Source organism: Polynucleobacter sp. AP-Sving-400A-A2 (genome assembly GCF_018688155.1).
Taxonomy (GTDB): domain Bacteria; phylum Pseudomonadota; class Gammaproteobacteria; order Burkholderiales; family Burkholderiaceae; genus Polynucleobacter.
Map to the genome: position 1 here is coordinate 78,472 of NZ_CP061312.1, position 20,534 is coordinate 99,005.

A 20,534-nucleotide genomic window follows, 5' to 3' on the forward strand; every position below is an offset into this window, starting at 1 on the left:
TTATTAGTGTTTGTCTAGCACGGTGGGGGTTAAGAAGACTAATAGTTCAGTTTTATCTGCCAATTTGGATTTATGGCGAAATAAATGCCCGATCAATGGAATATCGCCTAGGAGTGGCACTTTGATCTCGTCATCGCGTTCAGTGGTTTGAAAGATGCCTCCAATAATGGCCGTACCCCCATTTTCAACTGTGACCTCAGAGCTGAGATTTTTAGTGTCAATCGCATAGCCCTGTTCAGTTTTCATGCCAATGGTGTCTTTATTGATCCCCACCAACATGGAGATCTTTCCATCAGGATGAATCTTGGGTAAGACTTCGAGGCGTAAATTGGCTTTACGAAACTGCAATTTGCTCCCGCTCTGAGAGCTGACTTGGTAGGGTAGTTCAGTTCCTTGCTCAATCGTGGCTTTAACCTGATCGCCAGTCATGATGCGGGGGTTCGAGAGAATCTTGCCCTGGCCATCGGACTCGAGTGCTGAGAGCTCCATTTGCAAGAGTCGGGCCGCATTCTTGGATACCAGAGTGGCAGCCAAGGTGGCTGGGTTGAATCCAGCCAAGCCAGTGCCCGAGAGATCAAGGTTTGCGCTTGCGCTTTGGTCTGGATGATTGCCAATACCATTGGCTTGAAATCCCAACTTCACGCCAAGTTCACGGGCAAAACGCTGATCAGCTTCGACAATGCGAGCTTCAATCAGAATCTGGCGAGGGCTATTAATGTGATCGCCTCCAAAAGGGAGGGCAGCATCCTCCCGACGAAATTTTTGAAAACTTTGAATTTCTGCATGAGGACCAATCCAGTAAATATCGTCATTGCGGACAAGGCGCAATCCTCGGCTAGCCAATATGGAATGGAGGACAGTTTGCCAGGGGGTGTCCTTGAGGTCGACTGAGATTTTGCCCTGAATAGATTCACTGAGGAGGAAGTTGGTATCCCCCATTTTGGCCAAAACCTGCAAAAGTTCAGTCATTTCAATTTGGCTAAATTGAAGGCTAATGCGACTCTCCTTAAGAGTGCTTGGGGGACTTGTTTCAGGAAGATTTCCTTGCGCTGAATTGAGCAACAAAAAAAGTATCAGGGGGAGTAGGGTGGCGTGGGATTTCTGTAAGTTCTTCAATAGAGTTACTCTGAGTTGGTGGATTTAAAGGTGATGGATTTACCTTTGGAATGAGTCAAGATGGCCAGCTCTTTTTCAGCTTGAGTCAGGCGCCATTCCCCTAAAGCCAGATCCCCCTTGCCCACCATCTTCGTAGACTTACCGGTATGGAAAAAAGCCTGCTCCGCAGACCCCATCCGAGTAATACCTAGATACCTCCAACGATGAAGCTCTGCTTCATGCGGGATGGCGCTAGGCTTGCTTTGAGTAGCCTGTATTAGTGGTTTTATCTCTATTGAGTGAATACTCACTTCTATTTTATCTATTACCTCATATAGATCTTCTCTCTCAGAACGCCATTCGTTTTGAGAGAACTCCAATTCTTCTTTGAGGACTAATAGTTGGCTTTGAAGTGTATTTATTTCTTGTTCAGCCCCATGCTTATTGGATTCAAAATAAAAAAAGAAGCCGCCAGCACTGATCAATGCCATTCCTATGGCAAGCCAAATCGGGTTTAAATTGAGCCCCTTCAGCTCAAACGATTTATTCGAAAAAGGGGACTTTGGAGTCTTGGCTTGGGGTGGTGTATCCATCCTGGGTGGAGAGCTAGTTTTACGAATTCCATGGGGATCTGGAATGGCGGGGTCATCTCCCAACTCACTCAGAATGTCATCAAAAGACTGGGGGGAAATATGGCGTGGAGGCATGCCGTATTGTTCGTCTCGGGGAGGAGAAATGCCATCAGGGAAAGCAGAATTGAGCGTCAGAAAAGCACTAGGTGGGCATTGAAGGGAGAGGTTTGGCTCTGGAGGGCAAATTACGTAAGCACCCTATAATTTGAATATGGCACTACCCCCAAAAGACAAGCCGCCTTTAAACCAGAGGTTTAACCGACAGCCTGATAGACGTCCCGGTCAGCAAAGAGCGGAGCGTTTCTCGCCCAATAAATCGGGAAGCAATCCCCTAATTAAGGCGATGTTGGTTATTGGCGTGTTTTTTGCAGTGATATTTACATTAATGCTGGGCTATGCTTTTTTAATAGCAAAGCCGAATTTGCCGAAGATCTCGGCATTGGTTGATTACAACCCCAAAACACCATTGCGCATTTATACGGCAGACAAAGTCTTGATAGGAGAGTTTGGGGAGGAGCGTCGCAAGGTAATTCCCTTAAACGAAATCCCAATGAGTATGCGTAATGCAGTGCTAGCTATCGAAGATGATCGCTTTTACTCTCATGGTGGAGTGGATTATGTAGGTATCCTGAGGGCAACCCTTACCAATTTACGCGGCAATCTTTCCCAAGGCGCCTCAACCATCACAATGCAGGTGGCGAGAAACTTCTTCCTGAGTAATGAGAAAACTTTCAGTCGTAAGATTTATGAGGTTCTCCTAGCCTGGGAAATTGAGTCCCAATTAAGTAAAGATAAGATTCTTGAGATTTATATGAATCAGATCTTTTTGGGGCAAAGAGCGTATGGATTTTCTAGTGCAGCTCAAATTTACTTTGGTAAAGATTTAAAAGACATTACGATCGCTGAATCAGCGATGTTGGCTGGCTTGCCAAAAGCACCATCGGCATATAACCCCGTGAGCAACTTCCGGCGCGCCAAGATTCGACAGGAATATATTTTGCAGCGAATGCGTGATTTATCGTACATCACGCCTGAGCAATATCAAATCGCCATGGCTGAAGAATTACATATCCGCGGCCTTGGCAATGAATTTAGTACTCGCGCAGATTTTCCTGCTGAGATGGTTCGTCAGCTCCTGATTACGCAATATGGCGAGGCAATCTACTCGCAGGGAATAGATGTATACACCACGATCTTGAAGGCAGACCAAGACGCAGCATACAAAGCGGTACGTCGTGGTATTTTTGAGTACGACTTACGTCATGCATATCGTGGTCCCGAGGGCTTCATTGATTTGCCTGAAGATACGGTGAAGCGTCAACGTGCAATTGATGAAGCTTTGTTGGCTTATCCACAGTTGGATGATTTACAGTCCGGCGTTGTGCTCGATATTAAGCCAAAAGAAATGCAGGTGATGATTTCTACTGGAGATACGATCACCATAAAGGGCGAGAGTATGAAGCTTGCCGCCGCCGCTTTAACTGATAGCACTCAACCAAAAAAACGTTTGCGTCCTGGTGCGATTGTTAGGTTGCTGTCGGACGGTGGGGTTTGGAAGTTGGCGCAATTACCTCAAGTCGAAGCTGCCTTTGTTTCAATGAATGCTGAGACGGGCGCGATCCTCTCTTTAGTAGGCGGCTTTGATTTCCGTCGAAACAAATTTAATCACGTCACTCAGGCTCAACGCCAACCGGGCTCTTCTTTCAAGCCATTTATTTATGCCGCTGCGATTGAGAAAGGTTTTTCTCCAAGCACGATGGTCAATGATGCTCCGCTATCTATAGGTGGCTTGGAAACAGGCAGTCAAGCTTGGGAGCCAAAGAACTACGACGGGAAGTATGAAGGTTTAATGCGTTTACGCACCGCTTTGGCAAAATCCAAAAACTTGGTTTCAGTGCGATTAATTCGTACTATCGGACCATCTTATGCTCAAGACTATATTCAACGCTTTGGGTTTGAAGCAGAGAAGCACCCACCTTATTTAACAATGGCTTTAGGTGCAGGCTCTGTTACACCATTGCAAATGGCATCTGCTTACAGTGTTTTTGCTAATGGGGGCTATCGCGTAGATCCCTATTTAATTAATAAGATGACGGACTCAAAAGGTGCGGTGCTGTTTGAGGCCAAGCCTACTCATGCGCGCGAAGATGCGCCTCGCGTGCTAGATGCAAGAACTTCTTTTGTGATGGACAGTATGTTGCAAGAGGTTACGAAAACTGGCACTGCAGCCAGTGCGAGAGCGAAATTAGGCCGGAATGATATCGCTGGTAAAACAGGTACTACCAATGACTCGCACGATGCTTGGTTTGCGGGATATAACCCAAAGGTTGTAGCAATTGCTTGGATTGGCTTTGATAAGCCTGCAAGTTTAGGTGATCGTGAAACTGGTGGAGGCCTTGCTTTACCAATGTGGATTTCATATATGAGTACCGCCTTGAGGGATGAGCCACAACAAGCACGCGAAGTGCCTGCAGGCGTTACCCAGGTGGATGGCGATTGGTTTATCCCTGAGTTTTCTAATAATGGCGGTGTGCGCGAACTGCAGTAGTTCGTTTTTGTAATGGTAAGGCAAGCGCGCACCATTATTCCCGGTCAAGCAATGCATGTGATGGTCCGCGGCAATAATCGAGAAACACTTTTTTTTGGTAATGTAGATCGCCGCATCTATTTAGATTGGTTACGAGAGGCTGCCAAGCAATTTGGTAGTGCGGTACATGCATTTGCCTTGATGCCAAATCATGTGCACCTCTTAGTCACTCCCAAGAATGCTGATTCGCTCGCAAAAACAATGCAATCTCTAGGCAGGCGTTATGCCCAGTATTTCAATCAACAGCAGCATCGGTCGGGAACAATTTGGGAGGGGCGCTACCGCTCCTCCTTAATAGACCCCGATTATTTTTTACGCTGCCAACGCTTCATTGAGCTCAATCCTGTGCGGTCTGGTTTTGAATCAAGCTCACAGGCTTCGACATGGACTAGTTTTGCTTCCCACATTGGCGACAATGCAGAGCCTTGGCTGGTAGACCATCAGCACTTTTGGAACTTGGGTAATACTCCTTTTGAGAGGCAAATGAGATGGGCGGCATTTGTGAAAGAGGGTGCACCTCACTGGGAAGATCAGCAAATTACCGAGGCTCTAGTCAGATCTAAGCCTTGGATCAGCGATAGTTACGCAAAAAAGCTGTTTAAAGACAATCCTGAGCAGGTATTAATACGACGCCGTGGACGGCCTAAAAAAATTAATATCAACTAATTCAATAAGTTAGAGCTTATATAAGAGGTTATGCCTCTAGCCTAATCGCCAGCGTATTATGACTATGTCCCTTTTATAGGGATTCCATTCGGATCCTGCCTAATTTAAATGGGACAGAGTTATTTTATTTCTATTGCATCGACATGGGTATTCCCCTATATTAGATCCTCCAAAAGTAATCAGGCCCTGAGGGCGAGCAGAAATACTATGACTACACATATGAATACAGACCTTCGTCCAATCGCGCAGGGTCTATACGATCCACAAAATGAGCATGATGCTTGCGGCGTCGGATTCGTCGCCCACATCAAGGGCAAGAAGTCACATGAAATTGTTGCTCAAGGATTGCAAATTCTAGAGAACTTAGATCACCGGGGTGCTGTAGGTGCTGATCCGCTGATGGGCGACGGCGCAGGAATTTTGATCCAAGTGCCGGATACCTTATATCGCGAAGAGATGGCAAAGCAAGGTATCGAGTTACCGCCATTTGGTGAATACGGCGTTGGCATGATTTTCCTGCCAAAAGAACAGGCATCGCGTTTAGCTTGCGAACAAGAGCTGGAGCGCACAGTTCGCCTTGAAGGCCAAGTAGTTTTAGGTTGGAGAGATGTTCCAATTGATGTGAAGTTGCCGATGTCTCCAACAGTTCAAATGACAGAGCCATTTATCCGCCAAATTTTTATTGGCCGCGGCCGCGACATCATGACAACCGACGCACTTGAGCGTAAGTTATATGTGATTCGTAAAACTGCAAGCCATGCAATTCAAGATTTACATCTGAAGCACGGTAAAGAATACTTTGTAGCATCGATGTCTGCACGGACCATTGTTTATAAGGGTTTGCTGTTGGCTAACCAAGTGGGTGCGTACTACAAAGACTTACAAGATTCACGCACAGTTTCAGCGTTGGCGTTGGTGCATCAGCGTTTCTCCACCAATACTTTCCCGGCTTGGGAGTTGGCTCACCCATATCGCATGATTGCGCACAACGGTGAGATCAATACCGTTAAAGGTAACGTCAACTGGGTAAATGCACGGGAGGGTGCAATCAGCTCACCAGTACTCGGTGATGATCTTAAAAAATTATGGCCACTCATTTATCCAGGCCAATCTGACACAGCCTGTTTTGATAACTGTTTAGAGTTGTTAGTCATGTCAGGTTATCCATTAGCACAAGCAATGATGATGATGATTCCGGAAGCATGGGAACAGCACACATTGATGGATGAAAACCGCCGCGCATTCTATGAGTACCACGCCGCCATGATGGAGCCATGGGATGGCCCAGCAGCCATGGCCTTTACAGATGGTCGTCAAATTGGCGCTACTTTAGATCGCAATGGTTTACGTCCAGCGCGTTATTACGTCACAGATGATGACTTAGTCATCATGGGCTCCGAGGCTGGTGTTCTGCCAATTCCAGAGAGCAAGATCGTTCAAAAATGGCGCTTGCAACCGGGCAAGATGTTCATGATTGATATGGAGCAAGGTCGCATTATTGATGACGTCGAATTGAAGGATGCCGTCTCTAAAGCCAAGCCATATAAGAGCTGGATCGATGCAGTACGTGTGAAGCTCGATGAAGTCGATGCCAGCAAGGCAGATTTAGTAGATGAGAAAAATACTATTCGACCTGCTGCAAAACTATTAGATCGTCAACAAGCTTTCGGTTATACCCAAGAGGACATCAAGTACCTCATGGCACCAATGGCTATGAATGGTGAAGAGGCAATTGGCTCGATGGGTAACGATAGCCCACTAGCCGTACTCTCTAATAAGAACAAGCCACTATATAACTACTTTAAGCAATTATTTGCACAGGTAACCAATCCGCCGATTGACTCTATCCGTGAAAACATGGTGATGTCTTTGGTGTCCTTCATTGGACCTAAGCCGAATTTGTTGGATACCAACAATATCAATCCGCCAATGCGCTTGGAAGTGAATCAGCCGATTTTAGATTTCGATGATATGACCAAGATTCGTCATATCGGTCACTACACCAACGGTAAGTTCCGCTCATATGAGTTAGATATTTGTTATCCAGCATCTTGGGGTAAGGATGGCATTGAGGCTCGCTTAGCATCCTTATGTGCGGAAGCTGCCGATGCCGTGCGCTCTGGTTACAACATCTTGATCGTGAGCGATCGTCAGGTTGATGAGCAGCATGTAGCTATTCCAGCATTATTGGCAACTTCAGCCATTCATCAGCACTTGGTTGAAAAAGGTTTGCGCACCAGCGTTGGACTCGTAGTTGAAACCGGTAGCGCGCGTGAGACACATCATTTCGCACTCTTGGCTGGCTATGGTGCTGAAGCAGTTCATCCCTACTTGGCAATGGAAACTTTGGCTGAGATGGCTAAAGGTTTGTCTGGCGATTTGTCAGCAGAAAAAGCGGTCAAGAATTTTGTGAAAGCGGTTGGTAAGGGCTTGCAAAAAGTGATGTCCAAAATGGGTATCTCTACTTACATGTCTTACACCGGTTCCCAGATTTTTGAAGCAATTGGTTTAAATAAGGATGTGATTGATCATTACTTCAAGGGCACTCCATCCAATGTGGGTGGCATCGGTGTATTTGAAGTGGCTGAAGAAGCTTTGCGTATGCATCAGTCTGCATTCGGCAATGATCCCGTTTTGACCAACATGCTCGAAGCTGGTGGCGAATATGCTTTCCGTATTCGCGGTGAGGACCATATGTGGACTCCGGATACGATTGCGAAGTTGCAGCACTCTACCCGCGCTGGAATCGATAAGGGATATCAAACTTATAAAGAGTATGCCAATCTGATTAATGACCAAACCAAGCGTCAGATGACCTTGCGCGGTTTGTTTGAGTTCAAGATTGATCCGGTTAAAGCAATTCCATTAGATGAGGTCGAGTCCGCAAAGGAAATTGTTAAGCGTTTTGCAACCGGTGCGATGTCATTAGGTTCTATTTCTACTGAAGCGCACGCTACTTTGGCAATTGCGATGAACCGGATTGGCGGTAAGTCCAATACTGGTGAGGGTGGCGAAGATCCAAACCGTTATGTGAATGAGCTCAAAGGCATTCCAATTAAGAAGGGTGAAACTTTAGCGAGCATTTTGGGCGACGATGTTGTTGAAGCAAATATTCCTTTGCTCGATGGCGATTCATTACGCTCCAGAATTAAGCAGGTTGCTTCTGGTCGTTTCGGAGTCACCACTGAATATCTGCGCTCTGCTGATCAGATTCAGATCAAGATGGCTCAAGGCGCTAAGCCTGGTGAAGGCGGACAATTGCCTGGTGGTAAGGTTTCTGATTACATCGGTAAGCTGCGCTTCTCAGTGCCAGGTGTTGGTTTGATTTCTCCTCCACCGCACCACGATATTTACTCGATTGAAGATATCGCCCAGTTGATTCACGATCTAAAGAACGTCAACCCAGCGGCTGACGTGTCTGTTAAATTGGTTTCTGAAGTCGGTGTCGGTACGGTTGCCGCCGGTGTTGCTAAAGCGAAAGCTGATCACGTAGTGATCGCTGGACATGATGGCGGTACAGGTGCATCACCACTCTCTTCTATTAAGCACGCTGGTTCCCCATGGGAATTAGGCTTGGCTGAAACTCAACAAACATTGGTGCTCAATGGTTTGCGGAGTCGTATTCGTGTGCAAGCCGATGGCCAAATGAAAACCGGTCGCGATGTAGTGATCGGCGCTTTATTGGGCGCAGATGAGTTTGGTTTTGCAACGGCGCCATTAGTTGTTGAAGGTTGCATCATGATGCGTAAGTGTCATTTGAATACCTGCCCAGTTGGTGTTGCTACACAAGATCCTGAATTGCGCAAAAAGTTCTCTGGTAAGCCAGAACACGTTGTGAACTTCTTCTTCTTTATTGCTGAAGAAGTACGCGAGATCATGGCTCAACTCGGCATTCGTAAGTTTGATGATTTAATTGGGCGCGTTGATCTCTTGGATACACGCAAAGGTATCGAGAACTGGAAAGTTCATGGCTTAGATTTCAGTAAGATTTTTGCTGAGCCTAATGTGCCTAAAGATACTCCCCGCTACCAGATTTTGACTCAAGAGCATGGCTTAGGTAGTGCGTTGGATAATATCTTGATTGAGAAGAGTGAGCCTGCATTACAAAGTGGCGAGAAAGTTTCCTTCATAGTTCCTGTGAAGAACGTGAACCGTACTGTTGGTGCAATGCTCTCTGGAGAAATCGCTCAGCGTTATGGTCATGCTGGTTTGCCGGATGACACGATTCATATTCAATTAAATGGTACTGCTGGTCAAAGTTTCGCTGCCTTCTTGGCACGCGGTATCACCTTGGATTTAGTTGGTGATGGTAATGACTATGTTGGTAAAGGCTTATCTGGTGGGCGTGTGATTGTGCGTGCGCCACATGAGTTCCGTGGCGATACTGCCAAGAACATCATTGTTGGTAATACTGTTCTCTACGGCGCAATCGGCGGTGAAGCATTCTTTAATGGTGTGGCTGGCGAGCGTTTTGCAGTTCGCAACTCTGGTGCCACGACGGTGGTTGAAGGTACTGGCGATCACGGTTGTGAATACATGACCGGCGGTACCGTAGTCGTGTTGGGTGCAACTGGCCGTAACTTTGCAGCAGGTATGAGCGGTGGTATTGCTTATGTTTACGACGAAGAAGGTCTATTTGAGAAACGTTGTAATACCAGTATGGCAACTTTGGAAAAAGTATTGGCTTCTGCTGAGCAGATTGCCCAGATGCCACAGTCACAGTGGCATGCCCCTATTGATGTTAAAGATGGTGGTGAGCGCATGACTGATGAGCAAATTTTGAAGGGCTTGATCGAGCGTCATTTCCGTCACACTGGTTCTGAGCGTGCTAAAGCACTCTTAGCCGATTGGGAAAATGCCCGCGGTCGTTTTGTGAAGGTTCTACCTACAGAGTACAAACGTGCTTTAGGCGAGTTGTGGGAAAAAGCCCAAAACAAAACTGTAACTGTATAAGTTACCAACAAGTTGCTTAATTAATAAAGACATTAAGAAAAGATACTAAGGATTCGATATGGGTAAGGTCACTGGATTTATGGAGTTTGAGCGCGTAGATGAAACCTACGAAGCTCCCGTTAAGCGCCTCCATCATTACAAAGAGTTTGTTGCAGCACTGACAGATGACGAAGCTAAAGTGCAGGGCGCGCGCTGCATGGATTGCGGCATTCCGTTTTGCAATAACGGTTGCCCTGTAAACAACATCATTCCTGACTTCAATGATTTGGTATTTCATGATGACTGGAAGAATGCATTAGATGTTTTGCAATCCACCAATAACTTCCCTGAATTCACTGGCCGTATTTGTCCTGCACCTTGTGAGGCTGCCTGTACCCTAGGAATCAATAGCGATGCGGTTGGTATTAAGTCGATTGAACACGCCATTATTGATAAGGGCTGGGAAAATGGTTGGGTTAAACCGCAACTAGCTAAATCCAAAACGGGTAAAAAAGTTGCCGTTGTTGGTGGTGGCCCAGCTGGTATGGCGACTGCGCAGCAATTAGCGCGCGTTGGTCATGACGTCACCGTATTTGAAAAGAATGATCGTGTTGGCGGATTATTGCGCTACGGTATTCCTGATTTCAAGATGGAAAAGTGGTTGATCGATCGTCGTGTCGAACAAATGCAAGCTGAAGGCGTGAAATTTGAGACCGGTGTATTTGTTGGTAAAGAGGCGATTGGTGCTGAAGTAAAAAATTACTCCACAAAAACAGTGTCACCTGATCAGTTGATGAAAGATTTTGACGCTGTAGTCATTAGCGGTGGATCAGAGCAGCCACGTGACTTGCCAGTTCCTGGCCGTGAGTTGAAGGGTGTTCACTACGCTTTGGATTTCTTGATTCCACAGAACAAAGAAAATGCAGGCGATTTCAAAAATGAGATTTCTGCAGCCGGTAAGAATGTAGTGGTGATTGGTGGTGGTGATACTGGATCTGATTGTGTTGGAACCTCTAATCGTCATGGTGCCAATAAGGTTACTCAGTTTGAATTAATGTCACAGCCACCAGAAATAGAGAATAAGCCTTTGGTATGGCCTTATTGGCCAACTAAGTTGCGTACATCCTCTTCGCACGAAGAAGGTTGTGAGCGCGATTGGTCTGTAGCAACTAAGCGTTTCGAAGGTAAAGACGGCAAACTTGAGAAGTTGATCTGTGTGCGCTTGGAGTGGAAAGACGGCAAGATGATAGAAATGCCAAACTCTGAATTCGAAATTAAGGCGGATCTAGTGTTCTTGGCAATGGGCTTTGTATCCCCAGCGGCTCAAGTTCTCAATGCCTTTGGTGTTGAAAAAGATGCTCGCGGTAATGCAAAAGCTACTGTTGATGGCCAAAATGCTTACCAAACCAATGTTCCTAAGGTATTTGCTGCTGGCGATATGCGTCGTGGACAGTCTTTGGTGGTTTGGGCGATTCGTGAAGGCCGACAAGCTGCACATGCAGTAGACGAGTTTTTAATGGGGTCATCCGTTCTGCCGCGATAATATCGAGGATATGAACAGTGGCCACGCCAACTCGGTGGAAGTAAAGCAAAAAACCTCTAGCGGTGGCCCTGGCGAAGTTGTCGTTTCAATTAAGGACGTCAACTTCTCCTACGCTCCTAGCGAGCGGCAAATTCTATCGGGACTCAATATGGAGTTCCGTCGTGGCCAAGTGGTTGCAGTGATGGGCGGCTCTGGTTGCGGCAAGACCACCATTCTTAGACTCATTGGCGGTCAGTTCACCGCGCAGTCTGGTCAAGTTTTATTCGAAGGCCATGATATTGGCAAAATGAATGGCGCTGAATTGATGGCAGCCCGTCGTCGCATGGGAATGCTCTTCCAGTTTGGCGCACTCTTTACTGACCTCACTGTTTTTGAAAACGTTGCCTTTCCTTTACGTGAGCACACGAATTTAAGTGAAGACTTATTGCGCTCTTTAGTGCTCATGAAACTCAATGCAGTAGGCCTGCGCGGCGCACGTGATTTAATGCCGGCGCAAATTTCTGGTGGCATGGCGCGCCGGGTTGCATTGGCAAGAGCAATTGCACTTGATCCTCCTTTGATCATGTATGACGAGCCCTTCGCTGGTCTGGATCCGATTTCATTGGGGATTACGGCGCGCTTGATTCGGGATTTGAATCAAGCTTTGGGCGCAACCAGTCTTTTGGTTACGCATGATGTGGAAGAAACATTTGAAATTGCCGATTATGTGTATTTCATTGCCAATGGTCGCATTGGTGCTCAAGGCACTCCAGCAGAATTGAGCCGCTCTACCGACCCGTTTGTTCGTCAGTTCTTAGATGCCTCACCAGATGGTCCAGTACCGTTTCACTATCCAGGACAAAGCCTTGAAGAAGATTTTGGGGTGAGCCTCAAATGAGCATATTGCGTAAAACTATGGATTTCTTGGGTGATCTTGGATTCTTCATTCGTCGAAACTTAACTAGCCTTGGGCTTGCTGCACGCATGTTTATAGCCGTCATTTGGCGCTCTGGTTTTTTATTAAAAAGACCTCGTTTAGTTTCTGATCAGATTCTGTTTGTCGGTAATCATTCATTTGTGATCATTGCGGTATCTGGCTTGTTTGTTGGTTTTGTTTTGGGTTTACAGGGTTATTACACCCTGAATCGCTATGGCTCTGAGCAGGCTCTCGGTTTATTGGTTGCGCTATCGCTCACCCGGGAATTGGGCCCTGTGATTACCGCCCTATTGTTTGCTGGTCGTGCTGGTACTTCACTTACAGCTGAGATTGGCTTAATGAAGGCCGGTGAACAGCTCAGCGCCATGGAAATGATGGCGGTAGATCCATTGAGCCGCGTGATCGCCCCACGACTATGGGCTGGGATTATTGCGATGCCGATTTTGGCTACGATCTTTACTGCTGTTGGCGTAATGGGCGGCTACTTTGTTGGGGTTCCCTTAATTGGGGTGGATTCTGGCGCCTTCTGGTCGCAGATGCAAGGCGGGGTGGATCTCTTTTCCGATATTGGCAATGGCTTAATTAAAAGCTTGGTGTTTGGTGTAGCAGTAACTTTTATAGCCCTGTATCAGGGTTATGAGGCTAAGCCTACGCCAGAGGGCGTTTCGCAGGCAACCACTAGAACAGTGGTGATCTCTTCTTTATCGGTTTTAGCATTAGATTTCTTGCTCACCGCGATGATGTTCTCGAATTAGAAAGAATAAACTGGGACTCTTATGAGAAAAAGTGCAATTGATGTTTGGGTCGGAATTTTTGTAGCCATTGGTTTGTTGGCTGCTTTGTTTCTCGCATTGAAGGTTGGCAATATGAATGCCGTTTCCTTCGCGCCTACTTACAAAATTTCTGCGCGTTTTGATAATATCGGTGGACTTAAGCCACGCGCACCAGTCAAAAGTGCAGGTGTAGTCGTTGGGCGTATTGCGAATATCTCCTTTGATGACAAAACATACCAAGCAACTGTCACCATGACCATTGAGGATACGTATAAGTTTCCTAAAGATTCGTCGGCCAAGATTTTGACTTCAGGTTTATTGGGTGAGCAATACATTGGACTTGAGGCCGGCGGCTCTGATGATATGTTGGCTGCTGGAGATAAGATTACTCAGACTCAGTCTGCGGTAGTGCTGGAGAACCTCATTAGCCAGTTCTTGTACAACAAGGCTGCCGATAGTGGTCAAGACAAGGGCGCAGCAAAATAATGTTCTTACTAGCAAAGCTCAAGCGCATAGTGTTACTGGGTTTGGTTGGGGCTATGGTGGGCTGTGCCTCCATCCCTGCTGGCGTAGAACCTTCTCCACATGATCCTTGGGAGCCATTTAATCGCTCCGTTTTTGAATTCAATGAAGGCTTGGACGCCTATCTTCTCAAGCCAGTAGTGGCCGGCTACCGTTTTATCTTGCCAGAGTTTGTACGTGACGGCATTTATAACTTCTTTAGTAATTACAGTGATATTTACACTGCATTGCAGAATCTTTTGCAGGGTAAGCCTGACTACGCCTTTAGTGATCTGATGAGGGTTGTAGTCAACACCACCTTTGGTTTAGGTGGCTTAATTGATATGGCAACTCCAGGGGGGCTACCAAAGCATAAGGAAGATTGGGGTCAGACCTTTGGTGTTTGGGGCATTCCTTCTGGCCCTTATGTGGTTCTACCGTTCTTTGGGCCAAGCAATGTGCGAGATACCTTTGGTACCGCAGCTGATTTAGAGTCTGATTACCTATTTAGATTGTTGCCAGATGTTGCTTTGCGAAATAGCTTGACTGGCTTACGTGTGGTTAACGCACGTAATACCTATTACGAAGCAGGTGACTTATTGGATGGGGCTGCAATCGATAAATATAGCTTTGTGCGGGATGCCTATATTCAGAGACGTGCTTATCAGATTAATGAGGGGCGCGACGATGAAGAGCCTCTGATGCCAGTTTACGAGAACCCTTACCAATAAAACGCCTGAGCCTCACTGGATTTGCTGAAGGAGCTAAAATGGGCTTCAATGATTAGCGTTAATCGAGGACTCATGAAAAGCCATAAAACCATTCAAAAATATTTTTCTGTATTGCTATCAAGCTTGTTTTTGTTGGCTGGTAGCGCCTCTGCTCAAGCAGTAGATCAGTCCACGCCAGATGGTTTGATTAAGACGGTGGTTTCTGATGTGATGGCTTCTGTAAAGTCTGATCCAGAAATTCAAAAAGGGAATATCCCGCGCATTGTAGATTTGGTAGAAAAGAAAATTGTTCCCTATACCGATATGCGTCGCACTACTGAAATGGCCATGGGCCCTAATTGGAAAAAAGCGACTGCAGAACAGCAGGCTCAGTTAGTTTCTGAGTTTAAGAATTTACTGATTCGTACATACTCTGGCGCTCTAAGCCAACTGCGTGATCAAACAATCCAATTTAAGCCTTTGCGTGCAGCTCCCGACGACAAGGAAGTGGTTGTAAAAACTGTAGTCATTGGTCGTGGCGATCCGGTACCGCTTGATTACCGCCTTGAAAAAACAGCCAATGGCTGGAGGGTCTACGACATGAATATTATGGGTGTCTGGTTAGTTGAGGCTTATCGCAATCAGTTCGCCAATCAAATTAGCCAGAATGGCGTTGAGGGTTTGGTCAAGTTCTTGCAGGATCGCAACAAGCAGCTTGCTGCTGCAAAACCAGCAAACTAAAGACCGAACAAGATCAATCAAAGATAAATATTAGATGCCATTTTTATTACCCACTTCAGTGACGCAAGACAATGTTTTGCAGTTAGAGAAAGATGGCCTCTTAAATCTTGCGACATTAAGAGCAATAGATTGCCGCAATCTCCAGGATTTTGACTCTACCGTGCTAACGGTCTTGTTGGCATGGCAGAAGAAATTACAAGCCGATGGTCAGCAGATTACCGTGCAAAATGCACCTGAAAAATTAATCGTATTAGCCGGCGTATATGGTGTAGCTCCATTGCTAGGTTTGTCATAGCATGCACGCCGCAATATCAATTAAAAACGTATCTAAAAATTATGGCGCACTTCAAGCGCTAGATGATATTTCTTTATCTATTGAGCCAGGTGAGTTCTTTGGCCTGCTGGGTCCCAATGGTGCCGGCAAGACAACACTCATATCTATATTGGCGGGTTTAGTTACTGCAGATGGCGGTCACGCTGCAATCATGGGCGCAGATGTTCAAAGTCAATTCCGTGATGCTCGCCGGATGTTAGGTGTCGTGCCACAAGAATTGGTTTTTGACCCATTCTTTACCGTTAGAGAAACGCTGCAATTTCAGTCAGGTTATTTTGGGATTCGTCACAACGATGCTTGGATTGACGAGATCATGGCTAATTTGGATCTCACCGGTAAAGCGGATAGTAATATGCGCTCCCTATCTGGTGGCATGAAACGACGGGTATTGGTAGCTCAGGCCTTGGTTCATAGACCGCCAGTCATTATTTTGGATGAGCCTACTGCTGGAGTTGATGTGGAGTTGCGCCAATCGCTATGGCAATTTATTAGTCGCCTGAATCAAGATGGTCACACCATCGTTTTAACAACCCATTACCTTGAAGAGGCTGAGGCATTATGTCAGCGCATTGCCATGCTCAAGCAAGGAAAGATTGTTGCTTTGGATACAACCGCGAATTTATTGAACCAATATGGCTCAGTTAAAAAAGATGGTGAGGGTAAAACAGATCTCGAAGATGTGTTCGTCAACATCATGTCGGGAGCTGCTCGATGAAACCTATTTTAAATAAACTACCAATCTCCTATGGAAGTGGTTTCCCAACGCTCTTGCGAAAAGAAATCAAACGTTTTTATAAGGTAGCGTTCCAGACGGTCGCCGCGCCAGTGCTTACGGCTGTCCTGTATTTAATGATCTTTGGACATGTGCTTGAGGGTAAAGAGGTATATGGCCGCTTAAATTACACTGCCTTTCTGATTCCTGGTTTAGTCATGATGAGCGTGTTGCAGAATGCATTTGCCAATACCTCTTCATCCCTCATTCAATCTAAGGTAACTGGCAACCTAGTCTTTGTATTGCTAGCCCCTTTTAGTCACTTAGAGTTTTATGCTGCTTATGTCTTGGCCGCAGTGTTTCGTGGAATTGTTGTGGGCGCTGGCGTATTGCTGATTACCGCTTGGTTTGCCATGCCATCTTTTGAATATCCCCTGTGGATCATGGTATTCGCTTTGCTGGGTGCTGCAATTTTAGGGAGTATGGGTTTAATTGCTGGTATCTGGGCAGACAAATACGATCAATTAGCAGCCTTCCAGAATTTCATCATCATGCCAGCAACGATGCTATCAGGAGTGTTTTATTCCATTCATTCTTTACCGGCTGCATGGCAAGTGGTATCGCACTTCAATCCATTCTTTTACATGATCGATGGTTTCCGCTACGGCTTCTTTGGAGTGTCAGACATATCTCCTTGGAATAGTTTGGCAATTGTTGCCTGCTTCTTTGTCGCAGTCTCAGTAATTGCTTTGCGTTTACTGCAAAAAGGCTACAAGCTTAGGAACTAGTTGCTAGCCTTTTCTCAAATGCATATTAAAAAATTGTTATTAAATTAGAAATTAGGAGATTGTGATGTTGCCAACCCCAGAACAAATTGAGGGCTATATTCAGCAAGGCCTTGCATGCACTCATGTCAAGGTAGAGGGTGATGGACAGCATTTCTTTGCAACGATTGTGAGCCCAGAATTTGAAGGCAAGCGTTTGATTCAGCGCCATCAGTTGGTTTACGGCGCCATGGGTGACCGGATGAAGGCAGAAGTTCATGCTTTATCAATCAAGGCATTTACTCCTGAAGAGTTTGCACAAAACACTTCAACTTAAAATACGGCATTAGCTTTTTACTGGAATAGATTCATGGATAAATTACGAATGGTTGGCGGCACCCCCTTGAAGGGCGAGGTGGTGATTGCTGGCGCAAAGAACGCGGCACTACCCATTTTGTGCGCTTGTTTGCTCACTGATCAGCCCATCACTTTGCGTAATGTTCCTGATTTGCAAGATGTACGTACCATGCTCAAGCTCTTGCAAGAAATTGGTGTGACGGTTACTTTTCCAGATGCGAATGATCGCAATTGTGTTGTACTCAACGCGGCCAATATCAAGAGCTCTGAAGCAACTTATGAGATGGTCAAAACCATGCGTGCTTCAATTTTGGTTTTAGGCCCATTGCTTGCCAGAATGCACAGCGCTAAGGTTTCATTGCCAGGTGGTTGCGCGATTGGTGCGCGTCCAGTCGATCAGCATATCAAGGGCTTAAGAGCCATGGGTGCTTCCATCCAGATTCAGAGTGGTTATATTCAGGCAGAAACTAAATCTGCCTTGGGTCGCCTCCAAGGCGCTTCCATCTTGACTGACATGATCACCGTAACCGGTACAGAAAATTTACTGATGGCCGCTACTTTGGCATCAGGCAAAACTATTTTGGAGAATGCTGCGCGTGAACCCGAAGTAGGGGACTTAGCGGAATTGCTCGTCAAAATGGGTGCGAAGATTACCGGTATCGGTAGCGATCGCTTGGTGATTGAGGGGGTTGAAAAGCTCCATAGTGCAGAACATGCTGTGATAGCTGACCGGATTGAAGCGGGCACATTCTTATGCGCAGTTGCTGCTGCTGGTGGTGAGGTACTGGTTAAGCACTGCCGCCCAGATACCTTAGATGCGGTGATCGTCAAACTTAAAGAAGCTGGCTTAGAAATGGAAGTCGGCCCTGACTGGATTAAGGCGTCCATGAGGGGTCGTCCCAAGGCGGTCAGTTTCCGCACCTCTGAATATCCAGCCTTCCCGACCGATATGCAGGCACAACTCATGGCAGTGAATGCGATTGCAGAGGGTAACGCCACTATTACTGAGACCATCTTTGAAAATCGCTTTATGCACGTTCAAGAGATGAACCGTCTTGGTGCGGATATTGCAATTGAGGGGAATACGGCAATTGCCCAAGGCGTGGAGAAGCTATCTGGTGCTATCGTCATGGCCACTGATTTACGTGCTTCCGCCAGTCTAGTGATAGCCGGCTTGGCGGCTCAAGGAGAAACCCAGGTGGATCGGATTTATCACCTAGATCGTGGATATGACCGCATGGAGCAAAAGTTGACCCTCTTAGGGGCCAACATTCAGCGGATCAAGTAAGCCTGATGGATAATTAGTCCATGAAGTTAACTCTAGCCCTCTCGAAGGGGCGCATCTTCGAAGAAACCGCTGAGATCTTATCTAAGATCGGTATTCGTCCGCTTGAGGATCCCGAAAAGTCACGCAAACTTATTATTGAGACTTCCAATCCTGACGTCCGCCTGATTATTGTGCGTGCATCAGATGTGCCGACCTATGTTCAGTTTGGCGGTGCTGATTTTGGAGTTGCCGGCCTTGATGTCTTAATGGAAAACGGTACTGATGGTCTATATGTTCCTTTTGATCTGAATATCGCTAAATGTCGTATGTCCGTTGCTGTGAGAGAAGGTTTTGACTACGTGGCCGCAGTCAAGCAGGGCTCACGTTTGAAAGTTGCAACAAAGTACGTTAACTGCGCACGCGAACACTTTGCTAATAAAGGTGTTCACATTGATACGATTCATTTGTATGGCTCGATGGAGTTAGCCCCTTTGGTTGGTTTGGCAGATGCGATTGTGGATTTGGTGTCCACCGGTAATACCTTGCGCGCTAACGGCTTAGTTGAGGTTGAGCCCATTGCTGATATCAGCGCACGCTTAGTGGTTAATCAAGCTTCTTATAAGCGTAAGCGTACACAGCTCCAGCCGTTCTTTGAGTTGCTGAAGTAAAGAAAAAATTCATATGTCAGCAGACGTCAAAGTAAAACGCCTTAATAGCAAAGATACCGGGTTCAAAGAAACGCTACTGTCTAGCCTTTCTTTGCCGATGGCGGATGATGAGGCGATTGATGCTGCGGTAGTCAAAATCTTGGCACAAGTAAAAGCGAATGGTGATGCTGCGGTACTAGATTTCACAAAGCAGTTTGATCGCTTAAATGTAGCCAGTGTTAATGAGTTAGAGATTTCTCAAGCAGAATTAAAAAAAGCCTATGACGGTTTATCGGCTGAGCAAAAAAATGCGCTTGATATTGCCGCGCAGAGAGTGCGGGCTTATCACGAGAAACAAAGAATTGAAGCAGGTTGTCACTCTTGGGAGTATGAAGAGGCTGATGGCACACGCTTAGGTCAAAAAGTTACTGCCTTAGATCGTGTTGGCATTTACGTGCCAGGTGGTAAAGCGGCTTACCCCTCTTCTGTTCTGATGAATGCGATCCCCGCAAAAGTTGCTGGTGTCAAAGAAGTCATCATGGTGGTGCCTACTCCAGATGGCGCTCGCAATGCTTTGGTCTTGGCTGCTGCCTACTTATCCGGTGTTGATCGCGTCTTTACGATTGGTGGTGCGCAAGCAGTTGGTGCTTTAGCTTGTGGCACGCAGACTATTCCTGCGGTCGACAAAATTGTTGGCCCTGGTAATGCCTATGTAGCAGCCGCTAAGCGCAGAGTATTTGGTACCGTTGGTATCGACATGATTGCCGGCCCATCAGAAATTTTGGTTCTCTGTGATGGCTCCAGTAATCCCGACTGGATTGCAATGGATTTGTTTTCTCAAGCTGAGCACGATGAGTTAGCGCAATCTATTTTGCTTTGCCCAGATGAGAAATTTATTGAACAAGTACAAAATAGCATTCACAAGCTATTACCTGAGATGCCTAGAAAGAAAGTGATTGAAACATCGCTGACTAATCGCGCTTTATTGATTCAGGTAAAAGATATGAGTGAGGCTTGTGAGATTGCCAATGCCATTGCTGCCGAGCATTTAGAAATTTGCGCAACTGAGCCACGTAAGTGGGCTGAGTTAATTCGTCATGCTGGCGCCATTTTTATGGGCAATTACACCAGTGAGTCTCTGGGCGATTATTGCGCAGGCCCTAATCATGTTTTACCAACAGCACGGACTGCGCGCTTCTCATCCCCGCTGGGCGTGTATGACTTCATTAAGCGCTCGAGCATGATTGAAGTGAGTGAAGCAGGCGCTCAAACCTTAGGTGCTGTGGCTAGTACTCTCGCACACGGTGAGGGCTTAACAGCTCATGCCCGCGCCGCTGAGATGCGCCTAAAGAAATAA

At 46.3% G+C, this 20,534-nt stretch carries 18 protein-coding genes; 16 read left to right on the forward strand and 2 right to left on the reverse strand.

The genetic code is table 11. The features are described 5' to 3' along the window. Positions 1-3: 3 nt before the first annotated feature. Together C2758_RS00480 and C2758_RS00485 are read right to left on the reverse strand one after the other, a co-directional pair. Positions 4-969 carry a secretin and TonB N-terminal domain-containing protein gene (locus C2758_RS00480; RefSeq protein WP_215328373.1) on the reverse strand — a complete coding sequence of 322 codons (966 nt, stop codon included), beginning with the start codon at positions 967-969 and terminating at the stop codon, positions 4-6. 152 nt (positions 970-1,121) lie between these two features. Continuing rightward, positions 1,122-1,802, reverse strand: coding sequence for a hypothetical protein (locus tag C2758_RS00485; RefSeq protein WP_215328375.1), 681 nt, complete (start codon positions 1,800-1,802; stop codon positions 1,122-1,124). A gap of 136 nt (positions 1,803-1,938) precedes the next feature. Here C2758_RS00485 and C2758_RS00490 point away from each other — a divergent pair, with 136 nt between their 5' ends. The 16 genes from C2758_RS00490 (at position 1,939) to hisD (ending at position 20,534) form a co-directional block, all read left to right on the forward strand. Beyond that, entirely contained in the window at positions 1,939-4,275 is a 2,337-nt protein-coding gene (locus C2758_RS00490; RefSeq protein WP_215328377.1) for a penicillin-binding protein 1A, read from the forward strand. A 12-nt stretch (positions 4,276-4,287) separates the two neighbouring features. Further along, positions 4,288-4,980, forward strand: coding sequence for a transposase (locus C2758_RS00495; RefSeq protein WP_215328380.1), 693 nt, complete (start codon positions 4,288-4,290; stop codon positions 4,978-4,980). Between the two features lie 207 nt (positions 4,981-5,187). Further along, a complete protein-coding gene (locus C2758_RS00500) occupies positions 5,188-9,933 on the forward strand; it encodes a glutamate synthase-related protein (protein WP_215328382.1) in 4,746 nt (1,581 codons plus the stop codon). Between the two features lie 58 nt (positions 9,934-9,991). Then, complete coding sequence (locus tag C2758_RS00505; RefSeq protein ID WP_215328384.1) at positions 9,992-11,455, forward strand: glutamate synthase subunit beta; 1,464 nt, start codon at positions 9,992-9,994, stop codon at positions 11,453-11,455. 10 nt (positions 11,456-11,465) lie between these two features. Continuing rightward, on the forward strand, positions 11,466-12,332 hold the full coding sequence (locus C2758_RS00510; protein WP_251369209.1) for an ABC transporter ATP-binding protein: 867 nt from the start codon (positions 11,466-11,468) through the stop codon (positions 12,330-12,332). Between the two features lie 17 nt (positions 12,333-12,349). Further along, positions 12,350-13,126, forward strand: a complete 777-nt coding sequence (gene mlaE / locus C2758_RS00515; protein WP_215329980.1) for a lipid asymmetry maintenance ABC transporter permease subunit MlaE — start codon at positions 12,350-12,352, stop codon at positions 13,124-13,126. A gap of 21 nt (positions 13,127-13,147) precedes the next feature. After that, positions 13,148-13,630 (forward strand): outer membrane lipid asymmetry maintenance protein MlaD, encoded by a 483-nt coding sequence (gene mlaD, locus C2758_RS00520; RefSeq protein WP_062307109.1) that lies wholly within the window; start codon positions 13,148-13,150, stop codon positions 13,628-13,630. Continuing rightward, positions 13,630-14,376, forward strand: a complete 747-nt coding sequence (locus C2758_RS00525; protein WP_215328386.1) for a VacJ family lipoprotein — start codon at positions 13,630-13,632, stop codon at positions 14,374-14,376. The genes mlaD and C2758_RS00525 overlap by 1 nt, the downstream gene beginning before the upstream one ends. Before the next feature lie 72 nt (positions 14,377-14,448). Further along, on the forward strand, positions 14,449-15,096 hold the full coding sequence (locus C2758_RS00530) for a phospholipid-binding protein MlaC (protein WP_215328388.1): 648 nt from the start codon (positions 14,449-14,451) through the stop codon (positions 15,094-15,096). 34 nt (positions 15,097-15,130) lie between these two features. Beyond that, positions 15,131-15,391 (forward strand): lipid asymmetry maintenance protein MlaB, encoded by a 261-nt coding sequence (locus C2758_RS00535; RefSeq protein ID WP_215328390.1) that lies wholly within the window; start codon positions 15,131-15,133, stop codon positions 15,389-15,391. Between the two features lies 1 nt (position 15,392). Further along, a complete protein-coding gene (locus C2758_RS00540; RefSeq protein WP_215328391.1) occupies positions 15,393-16,145 on the forward strand; it encodes an ABC transporter ATP-binding protein in 753 nt (250 codons plus the stop codon). Further along, positions 16,142-16,930 carry an ABC transporter permease gene (locus C2758_RS00545; protein WP_215328392.1) on the forward strand — a complete coding sequence of 263 codons (789 nt, stop codon included), beginning with the start codon at positions 16,142-16,144 and terminating at the stop codon, positions 16,928-16,930. The genes C2758_RS00540 and C2758_RS00545 overlap by 4 nt, the downstream gene beginning before the upstream one ends. Before the next feature lie 64 nt (positions 16,931-16,994). Beyond that, positions 16,995-17,243, forward strand: a complete 249-nt coding sequence (locus C2758_RS00550; protein WP_215328393.1) for a BolA family protein — start codon at positions 16,995-16,997, stop codon at positions 17,241-17,243. Between the two features lie 33 nt (positions 17,244-17,276). Further along, positions 17,277-18,551, forward strand: a complete 1,275-nt coding sequence (gene murA / locus C2758_RS00555) for a UDP-N-acetylglucosamine 1-carboxyvinyltransferase (RefSeq protein WP_215328398.1) — start codon at positions 17,277-17,279, stop codon at positions 18,549-18,551. A gap of 20 nt (positions 18,552-18,571) precedes the next feature. After that, on the forward strand, positions 18,572-19,198 hold the full coding sequence (hisG, locus tag C2758_RS00560; protein WP_215328400.1) for an ATP phosphoribosyltransferase: 627 nt from the start codon (positions 18,572-18,574) through the stop codon (positions 19,196-19,198). 13 nt (positions 19,199-19,211) lie between these two features. Beyond that, entirely contained in the window at positions 19,212-20,534 is a 1,323-nt protein-coding gene (gene hisD, locus C2758_RS00565; protein ID WP_215328402.1) for a histidinol dehydrogenase, read from the forward strand.